This is a genomic window from Pseudoalteromonas sp. S3431 (assembly GCF_000690035.1).
In the GTDB taxonomy this organism is placed as follows: domain Bacteria; phylum Pseudomonadota; class Gammaproteobacteria; order Enterobacterales; family Alteromonadaceae; genus Pseudoalteromonas; species Pseudoalteromonas fuliginea.
This window is the reverse complement of sequence record NZ_JJNY01000057.1, coordinates 21,541-38,057: the sequence shown is the minus strand read 5'-3', so window position 1 is coordinate 38,057 and position 16,517 is coordinate 21,541. Positions and strand designations below refer to the sequence as shown.

The following is a 16,517-nucleotide window of genomic DNA, read 5'->3' as shown; positions in this document are numbered from 1 at the left end:
TAAGTAAAAACCGAGCAACAAAGAGTTAATCGTCCCTAGAAAGAACCCAAAGGGCAGCGCATGTTTGGTATTTATGCTGCGTTATCGCCTATTCATGGGGAATAACCACACTACATAGGCTCCGCCTTGCCTAAAAACCAAACATACTGCTGCAAATTCACCCACCAAAGATCAACACGCCCTAGTATATTTAAGTAAGCGCTTAGCTTTGAAAATTAAGCGACTGCTTGCTCTAAAATTTCGCGGCTTTCTTTAAGCGTAATAGCTTGGTTTTCACCAAGTGCTAGCATGCCGTGCGCTTCAAGTTTGCCAATAATATTGTCAATAGCTGCAGCTTTATCATCGCCATGCTCAGTAAGCTGGGTCGCTACGTCGAGGCTGTGGTAAAACGCTTCAATCGCTAGAATTGTTTTCTCAGCCAGGTCGTCAGATTGCTCAAGACCAAACACATTTTTACCCATTTGCTCAAGCTTTGCTTTTTTAACTGCAAATTGGTTGCGCAGTAAAGAAGGCTGAACAATAGCAAGTGAACGTGCATGATCAACGCCGTAAGCGGCTGTAAGCTCGTGACCAATCATGTGCGTAGCCCAATCTTGCGATACGCCAGAACCAATTAGACCGTTAAGTGCTTGGTTAGCAGACCACATAAGGTTTGCGCGCCATGCGTCGTCTTGGTTTTCAAAGTTATCGCCCAGTGTTTTAAGCGCTTTTAATAGTGCTTCTGCGTAGCCATCTTGTACAAGTGCGCCTGCTGGGAATGTTAAGTATTGCTCACAGGTATGAACCCATGCGTCTACTAAACCATTTACAAGTTGGCGCTGTGGTAATGTTTTCATTACATCAGGGTCCATAATTGCAAACTTAGGTTGTACCGCAGGAGACATAAACGGAAGTTTTTGTTTAGTCGCAGCTTTGCTCACAACAGAACCTTGGTTAGACTCAGAACCTGTAGCAGGAAGAGTAAGTACTGCCCCAATAGGTAATGCGCTAGTTACTTTATGTTTACCAGTAGGAATATCCCAACCTTCGCCATCATAAACTGCAGATGCTGCGATGTATTTAACGCCGTCGATTACTGAGCCGCCGCCTACACCTAGTACAAAGTCGATGTCTTGTTCTTTACAAATTTTTACTGCTTGGTCTAATACTTCAATTGTTGGGTTAGCGCCAACGCCCGAAAACTCTACCCAGTCAAAGCCTTCAAGTGCTGCAGCAACTTGGTCGTACACGCCGTTCTTTTTAATTGAACCGCCGCCGTACACTACAAGTACTTTTTGATCTTTTGCGATCAAATCAGATAGTGCCGCAATTTGTTGCTGACCGAATTGGATAAGTGTTGGATTTACGTAGCTAAATTTCATTATTTTGCTCCTAGGTGACGGTTAATTGCTGAGTACTTTACTTAGTTACCTAATCAAAGTATCTAATAAAGTATCGATGTGTGCATATTAGTGGCAAAACAAACATAAAAAAAGCCCAATAACTCGCAAAAGCTTGCCTAAAACTATCAACATTGTTATTTTACGCAAAATACACTCAATTAAAGATGCCTTTTATGTCCACCATAGCCAATATGTTGCAACAATACGCCGAGCATAATCAATTACTCAGCTTTGAAGGCACCATGGAAACTATTATTCCAGGCGTGTATTTTCATCGAGCAACTAAAAGCTCGCCGCGTCAGCCGCTTATATATAATTCAGGTATTATTATTGTTGGGCAAGGTCATAAAATAATTCACTTTCCGGAGCATCAAATAAAATACGGCGCAGGCGACTACTTAGTCCTTGGTGTACCGGTGCCATTAGAGTGTGAAGCGTTTACCGATAACGATTTACCCGTTATGGGCATTGCCATAGATATAAACCCTGCAATGCTACACAAACTCGTTAATCAAATAATGCAGCATAAGCCTCTTTCAGCGTCATCGTCGTCAACACAAATTGGTGCAGTGCAGTCCGCAACTCTAGATACAGCAATGGAGCTCGTTACTCATCGGTTATTAACTGTGTTAAATAACCCACTTGAGGCAGAGATATTTGGCGAAGATATAGTAAAAGAATTGGTATATCGCGTACTTTGCGGCCCTCAAGGCAACACCTTAATAGGTCTTGCGATGCATGATGGACATTATGCTCGCATAGCACGTACGCTATCTACTATGCACAGTAGTTATGCCAACCAAATAACTGTTGAAGGTTTAGCGGAAGATGTAAACATGAGTGTATCGTCGTTTCATCGTGCCTTTAAGCAAGTTACTTTTGAGTCGCCATTGCAGTACTTAAAAAAAGTACGCTTAGCTAAAGCAAAAGAACTCATTACTGCCAGCGGCAGTAAAGCCAACGAAGCAGCATTAAAAGTAGGTTACACCAGCCCATCGCAGTTTAGCCGCGAATTTAAACGACACTTTAATAAAACACCTAGCGAAGTATTAACTCAGCTACATAGCTAGCCCACAAAAAAGCCACTATAAAAGTGGCTTTAAATAGCACGGGTGCAAACTATACTTTTTTAAATAAAACGTCTGGGTTAACCATGGTTTTCATTTCAAGTACATTGCCATTTGGATCTTCAATAAAAAATGTTTCTTGCTCAAACTCATCACCAATAAAGCGACGGTAAGGTTTATCAAGATACTCTATACCCGCACTTTGTATTCGTACTTTTAACGCGTTAAAGTCGGTTTCTGATAAATGAATACCAAAATGCGGTACAGCTACAGCGCCCATATCTACGTCGTGGCGCACTGTAGGAAGACGCTCAACACTTTGATGCAATGTTAACTCGTTACCCCAAAAGTCGATATCAACCCAGCGACCCTCTTCACTATTACCGGTTTTACAACCAAGTACGTCACAATAAAATGCTTTAGTGACTTTTAAATCACCAGCTGGAATAGCTAAATGCAAACAGTTAGACATAAATTACCCTTGGTTAACTCTTTTAATATACTAAATTACCCGCATTATACATAAATCTTAATTTATAGAACATTAACAGCCATATAATTAAGCATATTTAATACTTTCAAAATGATTAATAAACAACCTTATTAAAGTTAGTGAATACTTATGCAATTATATTTGCAGGCAGTGCTTTAAAACCAAAAAGGGTTACTTTAAAATGCGTGGACTATGATTAAATTCTTATCTTTAAAATTCATCACTTTTTTTATAGGTTTTATATCCTGCTTTGTGATGCATACAACATTTAATGTTCCATTAGTGATTTCGGCCGCATTAACTGGGCTCATTGGCTCGTTTATACCGTTTCCTAAAAATGTTAAAAATCACCCTTATGCTGCTATTTATGCCGGTAGTTTTGCTGGCATGTGCTCGACTAATTTAATTACTAGTTATTGGGAGATTGTAATTATCTCGCTTATAGGTGCTAGTTTGTATGTGCTTACTATGAACTTATTTACTGGTTTTGGCGGCAAGTTAGGTGGTGTTGCTTTTGCAAGTGTTGCAATATTTGTATTAGCTAAAGGGATTGTATTATGAGCCTTGAATATCCGTTAATTGCGCTGCTAGGGGCATTTTTAACGTTTTTTTTAGCAAAACATAATCGCTTTGATGCCATAAGAGCATCAGCTGCGCTTTCCATTGTTGCCTATCTACTTCTTAGCGTGCTTAACTTAAACCCTGAGCTTTACAGCATTGTGTTTTTTGGCGGCACATTTATAGGCATGAGCGCCCCACATCGCTTTGGTATATATACTGTAACTAACTCAGCCATTATTTTTTCAATACTCTTTGAGTATTTAGTTCCAAGGCTCGATGGCTATGGCGGCGCACTTGGCATTAGCGCGTTTTTGTCTGTATGTATTTGCCATACTTTTATTCTACTAGGCGCACCAAGAAGTAAAAAATAGTTAGGATTTACGAGAGCATGTGGGGTAACCAAATAAAACGTTTAGCTTTGCTTTAATGCCTTTTACTCTATAAATGCTTTTTATCAAATAGTCCCATTGGTGAAATGTTATTTTAAATGGGTTGTTAGTCTTTAACTGTCCTACGATGCCATATTTACAGGTTTTATTTGGGTCTTCCTCAATAAAGGTGCCGAATAATTTATCCCAAATAATTAATACACCCGCAAAATTTTTATCCAGGTAGCCTGCATTAATTGCATGATGCACTCTGTGATGAGAAGGTGTATTAAACACCTTTTCAAACCAACCAAGCTTATTCACTATTTGTGTATGCACAAAAAACTGATACGCCAAGTTGAGCGCCACAACAGTTAGGACTGTCATTGGGTCAAACCCGATCAACATCATAGGTAACCAAAATATCCACATGCCCACCAAGGGATACATTAAGCTTTGCCTAAACGCGGTAGTAAAATTCATTTTAGTGGAACTATGGTGTACGACATGCGCCGCCCATAACCAATGAATATGATGTGATGCTTTATGAAACCAATAGTACAAAAAGTCTTGCAATAAAAAAGCACATAAAATAGAAAATACAGAAAGCTCTATATCAAACAAGCGGTATCCGTAAAGCCAATAAAAAAACGGCATGAGTATAATTAATGAAAGCGCATCTGCTCCTTGATGCATTAAAGCCAAAACCGTATTAGCTAGGCTGTCTTTTATACTGTAATAACGCCTAAACGCTATAAATTCAAATACTACAAAGGTTAAAAATACAGGGCTTAAGGCAAGTAAAATAATTTCAACACTCATGTTGTGCACTCCTTAAAATAGCGCTCTAATTTTGTAAGTGCGTTTTTAATATCATTTTTAATGAAAAATTTAAGTATAAAACTGGGCATCCACCAAGGTGAAATACACTGTATAGAATAAGTAAGCTCAGTAGAGATAAATGCCTGCTTTTCGATAACAGTTAAATAAATATCACCTTGATGAGCAGCCACAGGCTTATTGCCCACAATTTGATAGCAAATGTGATTATCACTAGCACTTATAACTTGCTCAGTAAAAGTATACCCTGATGTTCTAACTTGCCTCACGGCTCCTTTTCCGCCGTTTATCTGCCCGCAATTTTGCGGTTTCAATAATAAAAATTGAGCGTTAAAAAACCTATTTAAACGTTCATGATCAAGCAACACATTAATTATTTCAGTGGGAGGAGCTGCAAGGTTTTGTTTTAAATTTATTAATATCACTGCTATAACCTTAAAAATTATTCACCTAGGGCCCGTTTATCTTTCTAAGTTAAATTTGCAGCCGTATGCTTGGTTTTTAGGCAAGGCTGCGCCCATGTTGTGTGGTTATTTCCCATAAATAGACGATAACGCAGTATAAATACCAAACATGATCTCCCCTTGAGTTCGTCCTAGGGGCGGTAGCAGGATACAGAACTTTGCTCAGCTTTTAGGATGTAAGCCAGATCGGTAACACATGAGTAGGTACTTAGCCTTCTAGGTTACAAACCTCGCGCTGCGATTAAATTGCCCCTAAATAGAACAAACTTTAATCCCCAAAGGTCAATAGGTCCTAGCATAATAAAATTTTACATGGCAGACTTGCTCATACACGACCATTTTTTAGCTTTAGACGACAAATGTACTCACTTGCTGATCATTACTTTTCAAGTACTCTTGATTACTTACAAAGCCAAGGTATAGCCAATGAAGTGGCTTTGAAGGCCATCAAATTTACTGAGTACAGTGATAATAAAGCACGACAATTCGCACCTCGTATTACCTTAACTAGTTACAACGCATTACTTGAATATTCACAAAAAACACTTAACGATCCCCTGTTCGGCTTTAAGCTTGGGCAGCATATTCGCACAGCAAATTTTGGAATTTTAGGTTACTTAATAGAATCAAGCGATAGTTTAGCCAGTGCTATACAGGTACTTTTAAATTATGACAGCTTGGTCGCTGACATAGGTAAATCACAATTTGAGCAGCTCGGCGATATTGCAATTATTCGCTGGCTACCGCATCCAAGTTGTAACGAACAGGTTATTTTGCGTAATATGACTGCTTGGGTATGTGTAATACGTCAATTACTTAACTCCAAACTATCTCCTAGTTCAATATGTTTTACGCATCACTACTCAAAAGAACATTTAAATACATTGGCTACGTGGTTTAATTGCCCTGTAAGCATAAACGCTAAGTACAATGAAATTTCATTCCCGAGTAGTTATTTAACCCTGCCATTTAAAACCGATAACGCAGCAGTTCACTTAGCACTTAGGCAAATATCAGAGCAGCAGCTTTCTAACTTTAAAAGCCAGCAACATGTAAGCGAAAAAATTAACCATATGCTTATGGCAAAAACCGACTTGCAAGAGTGCGACTTAATACGTACTGCTAATGCGCTAAATATCACGCCAAGGACTCTTCAACGGCATTTAAAGCTAGAGCAAACATCCTTTGCAATATTACTCGAACAAGAGCGTAAAAGACGTATTCCCTTATTAATAGGAACACAATCCTTAGCCAATTTAGCTTTATCACTCGGCTTTAAAGATCAGAGTTCGTTTAATCGGGCATTTAAACGCTGGTACTCATATAGCCCTATTAAATATTTTAAAATGCAAATAGGTAAATAAACCTACAATATAAAATTTACTTATTTCATACATTTGAGTATATATTTCAGACAAGAGTCTTTAAACTCAAGACATTGTAGTTAAAAAGATTATTGCTATGTATTTGCGTATTGTAGTTAATGCCTTTGTATTTATGTTTTGTAGTACGGTAAACGCAACTAGTCCACTTACCTTTATTGCCGAAGATTTACACCCTTACCATTTTCAAAACGAAAACGGTGAAGCAGACGGGGCCTCGGTAGATATAGCTAAAGCAGTATTAAGAGAAGCTAAGCTAAACGCGAAGTTTGAAATAATGCCTATGGCGCGTGCTTCCCATGAATTAAAAACCAACCCTAATACTATTATGCTCTCTTTTTTAAAAACCCCTGTTAGGAAAAATCAATTTAAATGGTTAGGTGCGATATACTTTACAGATGCGTACTTAGTTAGTTTAAAAGATCATAAAGATAATATTAGCCATTTAAATCACGCCAAATTTTACAAAGTAGCAACTATTCGTGGTTATACGAGCGCCAAATATTTAAAAGATATGGGTTTCGAAGAAGACAAAAATTTAATCTTAGTTAGTTATTATCAGCAGCTATGGCAAATGCTCTACAAAAAACGTATCGATTTTGTTGTAGTGAATACACTTACTTTAAATAATGAACTAAAAATGTCCGGGCTTGATCCTAGCTTAATAGCTAAACGAGTTCATTTAACTGATTTTCCTTCAACCCTCTATCTTGCTACTAATAACCAGTTTGATGAACAAACAGCCATCGCAATATCAAAAGGGCTAAAAACGCTAAAGGTAAATGGCAAGTACCAAGCTATTTTAAAAAAATGGCAACTCCCCCTCCCACCTACCATAAATTAAATGTAATAAAGCTGCCCTATACTCCTCACAAAGCTTGCTAACACTCACTTTGCCATGGCTATTATTAAGACTAAAAAAGGTATTAAACTCAGCTACCAAGATGAAGGCGATAAAACAGCACCAGCTATTATTTTAATTATGGGGCTTGGGGCGCAAATGATAGTTTGGCCAGACTCGCTCTATTATGGTTTAGTAAAAAAAGGCTTTAGAGCGATTAGATTTGATAACCGTGATGTCGGGTTATCTAGCCATTTAGATGATTACAAAAATCCTAGTTTATTTAAAACATGGTTAAGTAAGTACTTACCTATACGCTCAAATATTCCTTACCTGCTTGATGATATGGCTGATGATGTACTCGCCTTAATGGCTGCACTTAAAATAAAAAAAACGCATTTAGTTGGCGCATCAATGGGTGGGATGATTGCCCAAATTATTGCAGCAAAACATAAAAAGAAAGTACTTAGCTTAACCACAATAATGTCGAGTAGCTCTACTTTTAAGCCAACAATAAAAAGTTTAAAGGTATTTTTAAAAGTATCTAAACTGCAACCAAAAACACTAACGCGCAGTGCCGCTATAAACTACAACATTCAGTTAAACCAACTTATTGGTAGCCCAGCTTACCCACAAAGTGAAGAATTATTAAAAGAGCATGCAATTAAAATAATTGACCGCTCATATAATCAAAATGGCTATAAACGCCAACTAATAGCCATAGCAGCCAGTAAAAACAGAGCCCAGTTAATAAAAAAAATAAAAGCGCCTACGTTAATTATTCATGGTAATGCCGATATAGTTTTTCCATCTATTGAAGGTGAAAAAACGGCTAAACTCATTAAAAAATCGAAGTTAAAAATTATAGATGGTATGGGTCATAACTTTGTACCAGAGCTTACGCCTAAAATGACAAAGTGGATTGCTAAGCATATAAAAAAGTCTCAACGAAAGTATTTAGAAAAATTACGCAATAAAAAACACCAACTGGTTAACCAAAATAAATTTTTAAAATAAGGTTTAATTATAAAAAACACAAAATTGGTAAGTTTTAATTTTTAAATTGGTATGTTAGATTGAAGTTAAGCGATGTCTTTACCGCACAATTTTTACTTCATCACACAGAGACAATAATGATAAAAAATACATCCACATTTAAACTTACGGCTTTAGCCGTTATCACACCTCTACTTTTTACGGCTTGTTCAAGTACCCAAAGCACTAATCAGCAAAGCGATGCGCCGGTACCTGCAACAAAGTTTGATTTATCACACTGGAAAATAAATGTACCAGTTGATTTAAACAACGACGGTAAAATTGATGAAATAGATGTAGAAGAAATTCAGACTTACGCACACCCTGATTTTTTCTATCTTGATGATAAAGGCTACATGGTATTTACCTCGCCTAATAAAGCGCTTACAAGTGCTAACTCTACTAATACTCGTAGTGAACTTAGACAAATGATCCGTGGATCAAATACTAAAATTAAAACTAAACACTCTAAAAACAACTTTGCTTTAGCTGTACATCCGTTATCTGACCGATTTGGTTCTGTTGGTGGAAAAATGGAAGCAACGTTAAAGGTAGATCATGTTGCGCTACGTGCAACTGATCCTGATAAAAAAGCAGCTTACTCGGTTGTTGTAGGACAAATTCACGCAGGTAAAGATCAGGCACTTATTGATACCAAGCTTGGTTATGGCTGGGGCAATGAGCCACTTAAAATATATTACAAAAAATGGCCAGGGCACAAAACAGGCTCAGTTTTTTGGAACTACGAACGTAACTTAGCTAAAACCAATCCTGACCGTACAGACATTACTTACCCAGTTTGGGGGAATACATGGGAAAACCCTAACGAACCAGGCGCCGCCGGTATTGCACTAGGTGAAGAATTTAGCTACACGGTAAATGTGTATAAAAATGTTATGCACCTTACATTTAGCGCACAAGGCAAAGAAAACGTTAACTACTCTATTAACTTAGGTAATAACGTAGACGCTTATGGCAAAGTGGACGAAAAAGATCATCCACATGGTTACGCTGCAGATTGGCATTACTTTAAAGCCGGCGCTTATAACCAATGTAGTACTAAAAGCGCGAAAGGTATTTGGTACCCAGGTTGTTTAGGTACTGGCGATTGGACTACAGATAAACAAAATGGCGATTACGCTCAAGTAAGCTTTAGTAAACTAGCGTTAAGCCCAGCGACACCGCCAACAAAATAACTAGGCTATTACAGCCTCAGATAAGTAATTTTTTAGTGATGTAAACAGTGGCGTTGGTAGATTATTAATATCGCACCAGCGCCACTTTAAACATTTACTAGGCTCTTTAAGCTCAGGCTCTCCGCCTTCAAAGTCAGCTTTTACATACAGCGTAATATAGTGCTTGTTCTCTGCTGTAAAAATATCATTGGTAAAATCAAGCTTAGTAATTTTACTTACCTTTAAACCTGTTTCTTCAAACACTTCTCGTATTGCACATTGCTCAACACTTTCACCAAACTCTAAATGCCCACCAGGTGTTGCCCATGTATTAGCACCATGCGCGCCAATGCGCTCACCTAGTAAAATTGTGTTTTGATGCTTTATGATAACCGCAACCCCTACTCTTACTACGTTACTCATATCGTGTTTTCTCCTATTTTTACTGCCCGCCATGCTGAACCACACGCTTTGTATTGTCAATTTTGTATTTTTAAAACCAGTGTGTTGATTAACTTTTAACCGACCAAGGTCGAATAGCTTGCTTGCTAAAAAAAGCCTACATTTTGTAAGGTCTCTCACACACAAATTTAGCTTTAGGAGCCTTACATGTCAGGCGAATATAAACAGCAATATAATGGCTTTAAACAAAACCCAGCCCAATTTTGGCTCGAACAAAGTAAAAATATTCCGTGGTACAAAACCCCCACAAAAGCATACACACAAGACGACGACGGGCTTTATCATTGGTTTAGCGACGGGCAATTAAACACCAGTTTTTTAGCGCTAGACCAACATGTTATTGCCGGATTTGGTAAGCAAACCGCACTTATTTACGACTCTCCAGTCACTAACACAAAGCAAACTTATAACTACTCACAACTACAACAAGAAGTTGCTAAATTTGCAGGCGTAATACAATCGTTAGGTGTTACAAAAGGCGACCGCGTAGTTATTTATATGCCAATGATCCCACAAGCTGTTATTGGTATGTTGGCGTGCGCTCGCCTTGGTGCTATTCATTCGGTGGTATTTGGTGGGTTTGCTGCACATGAATTGGCTGTACGCATTGATGATGCCAAGCCCAAACTTATACTTAGCGCCTCATGCGGTGTTGAAGTAAACAGCATTATTGAATACAAACCACTTATTGATAACGCAATAGAGCTTGCTGCGCACAAAGTAGAACACTGCGTTATTTATCAGCGCCCACAAGTAACCGCCACTCTTAAGCCTAAACGAGACATAGATTGGACTCAGGCAATGCAAACTGCTGCAAGCGCAGATCCGGTGCCTGTAAATGGTGACGATCCGCTTTATATTTTATATACCTCAGGCACGACAGGCACACCCAAAGGCGTAGTGCGCGAAAATGGCGGTCACGCAGTGGCACTGCAATACAGCATGGAAACCGTTTATGGTATGAAGCCCGGCGACGTATTTTGGGCAGCGTCTGACATTGGCTGGGTAGTTGGGCACTCTTATATAGTTTACGCGCCGCTAATGTATCGCTGCGCGACCGTATTATATGAAGGTAAACCCGTTAAAACGCCCGATGCTAGTGCATTTTGGCGCGTGGTTGAAGAATATAAAGTAAATGCATTATTTAGTGCCCCCACCGCCTTTAGAGCAATTAAAAAAGAAGACCCAAATGCCAATGGTTTTAATCAATACGATACCTCTAGCTTAAAACGTTTGTTTTTAGCCGGCGAGCGATTAGATCCTCCCACTTACGAGTGGCTTAAAGAAAAAACCAAACTGCCAGTGCTCGATCATTGGTGGCAAACAGAAACCGGCTGGGCTATTGCTTGTAACCCTGTAGGGCTTGAGTACTTAACAACAAAACCGGGCAGCTCTACCGTGCCTACTCCAGGTTTTGACGTGCGAATATTAGATATGGATGGCAATGAATGCGCAGCTAACGAGCAAGGCGCCGTGGTAATTAAACTGCCACTACCACCGGGTTGCCTACCAACAATTTGGCAAGATACCCCGCGTTTTAAAGCAAGCTACCTAAATGAATACGAAGGTTATTATTTATCTGGCGATGGCGGCTATATTGATGAAGACGGCTACCTATTTATTATGGGCAGAACCGACGACGTTATAAACGTAGCAGGGCATAGGCTTTCTACCGGCGAAATGGAAGAGATAGTAGCCGCGCACCCTGCTGTTGCTGAATGCGCTGTTTTTGGTGTAAACGATCCTCTAAAAGGGCAGCTTCCTATGGGAATGATCGTGCTTAAAAATGATTTTATGGGCTCAAGTACCGACGTGGAAGAAGCGCTTGTTTTAAGTGTTCGTAATCAGATTGGCGCTATTGCGTGCCTTAAAAATATAGTTAGCGTAGATAGGTTACCTAAAACTCGCTCGGGTAAAATACTGCGTAAAAATTTGCGCCAACTAGTCGATGGCGAAGAGCTACAAATACCTTCAACCATAGACGATACCAGTATCTTTGAAGAAATAAACCAACAACTAACACAAAGATAAACCCAACCAACCTATCTAAAGCCATTTTTATAATGGCTTTTTATTTCATCCTTATATTTGATCCTTTTACTTAAGTTTAGGCTTAGGTTTAAGTTTTAATTTAACTAACAACTGAAATTTTTTACGGCCTTGCACTCTCTTCTTTTAAACGTGTTATTAATTAATTTAAAAAGGAATGGTGTATGCCCCGCTTGCTACAAAAACTATTAACTACAGCCCTATTATTTATGGGCTTTGCCACACAAGCCTATGAAATAGAAGACCTAGGCAATGGCTTACACCGCTTTATAGACGACAGACACCGCTCAGTATTTTTAATCACTTCTGAGGGCGCGATTGTTACCGACCCACTTAATAAAAAAGCCGCCACCTGGTTAAGCGAGCAAATTAAAACTCGCTATAACGTGCCTGTAAAATATGTAATTTATAGCCATAATCACAGCGATCATATTTACGGCGCCGAGGTATTTAAAAGCCCGCACACCACGTTTATAGCGCATAAACTCGCTGCGCAAGATATTAAAAATACACAAATGAAAACGGTAGCGCCCAGCCTTATTTTTGATGACGAGCTACTACTTACCCTTGGTGAGTCAACAGTAAAACTTAACTATCATGGTCCAAACGATGGTCGTGGTTCGGTTAGTATATTATTCGAAAAGCAAAAAACGTTATTTGTGGTTGATTGGATTGTTATTGGCAGAATGCCATGGCAAAAACTGTGGAGTTACGATATTCAAGGCATGATTAACTCAACCCAAGCGGTACTCAAATATGACTTTGATACTTTTGTAGGTGGTCATGCCGATATTGGCAGCAAGGCAGATGTAGCGCGTTACTTAAGTTATTTAGATCTTTTATATAGGCAAGTAACAGCAGGCGTTTTAGCCGGTAATACGCTTGACGAAATTAAACAAAATGTAAAGTTAGACCAATTTAGTGACTTTAAACAGTTTGATGCATGGTTACCGCTTAACATAGAAGGCGTGTACGAGCGTTTAATGGAAGAGTCAGGCATGGGCTGGCGCAGCGATCTATAAGCTTTAGTCTAATAATCATTGGTATTGCCGTATTTAACGCAATACCAATGTATTCATTAATTAAATAAGGTTATTACTGATCAAACCTTTTTAATCTATCCCAATCACTTTAATCAGTAACCTACATATAAACCGAGTAAGTAGTACTCCAAAAGCTCGCTAACGTTGCCAACATTTACTGCGCCTAGTTCATTTACACAAACCCACGCTTTGGGAATAACCATGCTTTATAGGCTGGGGATATTTAGGTATTTTAAAAACTTCTTAGGTTTACCAAGCATTCATAGGGATTTTTAAAGGTACTTGGCTACCATCTTCATTCTCTAAAAGTAATTGTAAAATCTCTCCAGACTCCTTGCGCATTAATTCTTTTGCTTCACTGGCAGGGCAGCCTGGAATTTTACAATTTTCTATAGAAATTATTTTTTGCCCAGCAACAATCCCTGCTTTTTCAGCGGGTGAATTAGGTTCTACTTTTTGAATAATAAATGACGTTACCGTCGGGCTAAAAAAACCATCAGTTCCAACGTTCCCTAAAACTCCAAGTTTAACCTTCTCTGCAGCCAAGGCATTGAAAGAAGTAATTGAGATTAAAATAATTATGAATTTGAACATATGAATTAACACTCCATGTAAGTCTAACGTTAATATTTTTTACTATTTATAGTTTTAACAAATTACTTAACACATTGCTATCACTAAGTTTTTTATATTATCAGCGTTACATTAAATATTTTAGATATAAAAAAACTCAAGGATTAAAAAAGCGTATTAACTAAAATCGACCACCACTTCATAACGCTCGGGCATATCGTTTACTTCGTATACCCAACCGTGTCGTTTTATTATTTTTTCGCTTAACTCCAGCCCTAAACCGTAGTCAACATTAGCGGGCTTATTTTTATTATTAGTAGCGTGCCGTATTAGTTTATGCGCTGTATTTACTATAGAGATCTCGCTGCGCAATATACCATTACCTTGATAGTTTGACTGGCTGCTACATGCAGCAAGCGTACAACTAAGCGCAAGTAATAAACTGGTTGAGTGCTTTTTAAAATAAACCATTAATTATGCTTAATTCATACCATTACGAGCAGTTTATTAGGGCGAGAGTTAAAGATGGGTTAAATGGGCACACTTTATGAGAGTAAATACAAAAATTATTGTTACGCCATATTTAGCTATTTTTAGATTTTCTCTAAATACCATCTCAACAGGTGTTTTTAAGATTGTAACTACGTTACTGCGTTTTCATGACTCCTTACTACATCACTTCTACTTTATACCTCCCATATTTATGTTTGAGTACGTCCTCAGCCTCAGAAAAACATACAACACAGGTATTTTCTACTCTTAAGCGTAGCTTCTCTGCCCCCTTTGTGAGCACCTCTTTTTAATTTCAAAAAATATAAACTATAGCCATTATTTATCGTCGGATATAAAAACGCCCATGTTAGTTAAACTATGGGCATTGCTTGAAATACATTTTAAGCGTGGGGTTACAAACCAAACACAACCTTTTCACTTTTCAGCATTCGGCCGCTTAAAAAGCTAAACACGCTAAATAATATTAATGTAATCAAGGTAGAAAGCACTAATTGTGGTACTGGCAATGGGTTACCTTTGATAAACTCAATAAGTGCATATTGCTGAGCCGCAATAGGAACCCACTGTATAATATCGGTGGCAATGTCATAGGTAGTTATCATACTTAGCGACATAGGAATAAATAACACCATAGTTACATATGACTGTGCCTCTTTGAACGACTTTGCCATAAACGAAACAAATACCTGCAAGCTTGCCGACATTAATGCAATAGGTAAGCATACTGCAAAACAAAACAGCATAAATGCTGGGGTAATAGTGATACTAAAGCCGAGCTGTTGCCAAGGTACTAAGCCGTATGTAATTTTAGATACAATTAAAATGATTACGAGTCCTAGCATCGAAAAGCTTGCAATAGCAGCCGATTTAGCAAGTACAATTTGTAAGCTACTCAACGGATGGCTTAATAATAACGACAGCGAATTACGTTCGCGTTCACCGGCGCTAGTATCTATAGCTAGGTTCATCGCAGCGTAAAATACCGTTAAAATTATAGACAACGTAGCAATGCCTAAAAACATACCGCCTTTAGAGTCTGGAGTCGCCTCATCATGCGTCTCTACCGCTAAGGTACGCATAATGCTTGGATCAATGCCACGCGATATTAAACGTAAACTAGCCACTTCAGCGTTATAACTTGCCAGAGCTTTTTCAATACGATTTATATGCTTACCAAGTTTATCATTTGATTTATCAGCAATTAATGTAACTGTTGCAGGGCGACCTTCACGCATATTTTTTTGATAGTCATCACTAATATTTAATGTAATAGACTTGAGTAGTTCGTCATTTTTATCGTTTGTACTCTGTATTTCATTGGCCTTTAAATGCGCAACTAAACTAGGGGCTTGCTCCGCATTTACTATGGTGATTTTGAGCCCTTCGGGCGATGTAAGCTGTTGCAGTAATACACTTAATAGTAAACACATTGCAATGGGAGTACCTATTGCGTAATACAAGCCCGCCATCACTGAACGTTTGTCTCGACTGGCATCAATGATTTCTTTTTTATAGAGTACTTTTAATAAGTTAATCATGCTGCTATTCCTTCATCACTACCAATTAGCTCAATAAATGCTTCTTCTAGTGTGGCTTTTCCTGCTTTTTCACACAGTTCATCTACCGAACCTTGCGCTATTACTTGGCCGTTAGCCATGATCACTACGTGGTCACATAATGCGGCAACTTCTTGCATCACATGCGATGAAAAAAGCACGCAATGTCCTTGTTCCTTTAGCTGTATAAGTAGATCTCTTAAAATACGTGTGCTCATTACATCTAAGCCGCGTGTAGGTTCATCTAAAATAACGTTAGACGGATTATGTACCACAGCCTGTGCTAAAGCGGTTTTCATGCGTTGGCCTTGTGAAAAACCTTGGCAGCGGCGATCCGCAATATCGTCCATATTTAATTTTTTTATTACCTCACTGGTTGCTGCTTTCGCTTTTACAGACGAAAGCCCGCTTAATTGTGCAAAAAAGGTAATATACTCTCTAGGTGTTAATCGCTCATACAGGCCACACGGATCAGGAAATAATCCTAAATTTTTCTTAGCTTCCATAGGATTTTTTGCTACATCTATGCCGTCTATTTCGGTTTCACCGCTGTCGGCTTTTAATAACCCGAACACGGTACGTAAACAGGTTGTTTTGCCTGCACCATTAGGTCCAAGCAAACCTGTAATTTGGCCATTTTGCGCATCAAAGCTTAGGCCGTTAAGGGCGTTAACATCGCCAATTTTTTTAGTTAGATTAGTTACCTTAATCAT

At 38.5% G+C, this 16,517-nt stretch carries 18 protein-coding genes; 9 read left to right on the top strand and 9 right to left on the bottom strand.

The window, feature by feature from the left end; all coding sequences use genetic code 11:
* Positions 1 to 215: 215 nt before the first annotated feature.
* Positions 216 to 1,361, bottom strand: a complete 1,146-nt coding sequence (locus DO88_RS05110; RefSeq protein ID WP_033040225.1) for an iron-containing alcohol dehydrogenase — start codon at positions 1,359 to 1,361, stop codon at positions 216 to 218.
* Between the two features lie 194 nt (positions 1,362 to 1,555).
* Here DO88_RS05110 and DO88_RS05115 point away from each other — a divergent pair, with 194 nt between their 5' ends.
* The gene (locus tag DO88_RS05115; protein WP_033040224.1) at positions 1,556 to 2,452 is read left to right on the top strand and encodes an AraC family transcriptional regulator; all 897 of its coding nucleotides are present in this window, start codon (positions 1,556 to 1,558) and stop codon (positions 2,450 to 2,452) included.
* Between the two features lie 49 nt (positions 2,453 to 2,501).
* Here the strand turns inward: DO88_RS05115 and DO88_RS05120 are convergent, their stop codons facing one another.
* Positions 2,502 to 2,921 carry a VOC family protein gene (locus DO88_RS05120; RefSeq protein ID WP_033040222.1) on the bottom strand — a complete coding sequence of 140 codons (420 nt, stop codon included), beginning with the start codon at positions 2,919 to 2,921 and terminating at the stop codon, positions 2,502 to 2,504.
* Between the two features lie 276 nt (positions 2,922 to 3,197).
* Between DO88_RS05120 and DO88_RS05125 the strand changes: the two genes are divergently transcribed.
* Positions 3,198 to 3,503, top strand: coding sequence for a hypothetical protein (locus DO88_RS05125; RefSeq protein ID WP_007378225.1), 306 nt, complete (start codon positions 3,198 to 3,200; stop codon positions 3,501 to 3,503).
* A complete protein-coding gene (locus DO88_RS05130) occupies positions 3,500 to 3,874 on the top strand; it encodes a hypothetical protein (RefSeq protein ID WP_007378224.1) in 375 nt (124 codons plus the stop codon). The genes DO88_RS05125 and DO88_RS05130 overlap by 4 nt, the downstream gene beginning before the upstream one ends.
* Here the strand turns inward: DO88_RS05130 and DO88_RS05135 are convergent, their stop codons facing one another.
* Both DO88_RS05135 and DO88_RS05140 read right to left on the bottom strand, forming a co-directional pair.
* Complete coding sequence (locus tag DO88_RS05135; protein WP_033040220.1) at positions 3,875 to 4,693, bottom strand: sterol desaturase family protein; 819 nt, start codon at positions 4,691 to 4,693, stop codon at positions 3,875 to 3,877.
* Complete coding sequence (locus DO88_RS05140) at positions 4,690 to 5,136, bottom strand: SRPBCC family protein (protein ID WP_033040217.1); 447 nt, start codon at positions 5,134 to 5,136, stop codon at positions 4,690 to 4,692. The genes DO88_RS05135 and DO88_RS05140 overlap by 4 nt, the downstream gene beginning before the upstream one ends.
* A gap of 398 nt (positions 5,137 to 5,534) precedes the next feature.
* On the opposite strand from DO88_RS05140, the gene DO88_RS05145 reads away from it, so the two are divergent.
* The 4 genes from DO88_RS05145 (at position 5,535) to DO88_RS05160 (ending at position 9,629) form a co-directional block, all read left to right on the top strand.
* Positions 5,535 to 6,539 (top strand): AraC family transcriptional regulator, encoded by a 1,005-nt coding sequence (locus tag DO88_RS05145; protein ID WP_033040214.1) that lies wholly within the window; start codon positions 5,535 to 5,537, stop codon positions 6,537 to 6,539.
* 97 nt (positions 6,540 to 6,636) lie between these two features.
* Entirely contained in the window at positions 6,637 to 7,401 is a 765-nt protein-coding gene (locus DO88_RS05150) for a substrate-binding periplasmic protein (RefSeq protein ID WP_033040212.1), read from the top strand.
* Between the two features lie 54 nt (positions 7,402 to 7,455).
* A complete protein-coding gene (locus tag DO88_RS05155) occupies positions 7,456 to 8,415 on the top strand; it encodes an alpha/beta fold hydrolase (protein ID WP_033040207.1) in 960 nt (319 codons plus the stop codon).
* A 116-nt stretch (positions 8,416 to 8,531) separates the two neighbouring features.
* Positions 8,532 to 9,629, top strand: coding sequence for a polysaccharide lyase family 7 protein (locus DO88_RS05160; RefSeq protein WP_033040231.1), 1,098 nt, complete (start codon positions 8,532 to 8,534; stop codon positions 9,627 to 9,629).
* Here the strand turns inward: DO88_RS05160 and DO88_RS05165 are convergent, their stop codons facing one another.
* Positions 9,630 to 10,031, bottom strand: a complete 402-nt coding sequence (locus DO88_RS05165) for a nucleotide triphosphate diphosphatase NUDT15 (protein ID WP_033040204.1) — start codon at positions 10,029 to 10,031, stop codon at positions 9,630 to 9,632.
* A 186-nt stretch (positions 10,032 to 10,217) separates the two neighbouring features.
* On the opposite strand from DO88_RS05165, the gene DO88_RS05170 reads away from it, so the two are divergent.
* Together DO88_RS05170 and DO88_RS05175 are read left to right on the top strand one after the other, a co-directional pair.
* Positions 10,218 to 12,101: a propionyl-CoA synthetase gene (locus DO88_RS05170; RefSeq protein WP_033040201.1), complete on the top strand. Its 1,884-nt coding sequence runs from the start codon at positions 10,218 to 10,220 to the stop codon at positions 12,099 to 12,101.
* Between the two features lie 182 nt (positions 12,102 to 12,283).
* Positions 12,284 to 13,141 (top strand): MBL fold metallo-hydrolase, encoded by an 858-nt coding sequence (locus DO88_RS05175; RefSeq protein ID WP_033040200.1) that lies wholly within the window; start codon positions 12,284 to 12,286, stop codon positions 13,139 to 13,141.
* A gap of 270 nt (positions 13,142 to 13,411) precedes the next feature.
* Here DO88_RS05175 and DO88_RS05180 read toward each other — a convergent pair whose 3' ends face one another.
* The 4 genes from DO88_RS05180 to DO88_RS05195 form a co-directional block, all read right to left on the bottom strand.
* On the bottom strand, positions 13,412 to 13,756 hold the full coding sequence (locus tag DO88_RS05180) for a PDZ domain-containing protein (protein ID WP_033029951.1): 345 nt from the start codon (positions 13,754 to 13,756) through the stop codon (positions 13,412 to 13,414).
* Between the two features lie 156 nt (positions 13,757 to 13,912).
* Complete coding sequence (locus DO88_RS19140; protein ID WP_033040198.1) at positions 13,913 to 14,206, bottom strand: hypothetical protein; 294 nt, start codon at positions 14,204 to 14,206, stop codon at positions 13,913 to 13,915.
* A gap of 434 nt (positions 14,207 to 14,640) precedes the next feature.
* Complete coding sequence (locus DO88_RS05190) at positions 14,641 to 15,786, bottom strand: ABC transporter permease (RefSeq protein WP_008135100.1); 1,146 nt, start codon at positions 15,784 to 15,786, stop codon at positions 14,641 to 14,643.
* Positions 15,783 to 16,517, bottom strand: coding sequence for an ABC transporter ATP-binding protein (locus tag DO88_RS05195; RefSeq protein ID WP_007376924.1), 735 nt, complete (start codon positions 16,515 to 16,517; stop codon positions 15,783 to 15,785). Before DO88_RS05195 ends, DO88_RS05190 begins: the two co-directional genes overlap by 4 nt.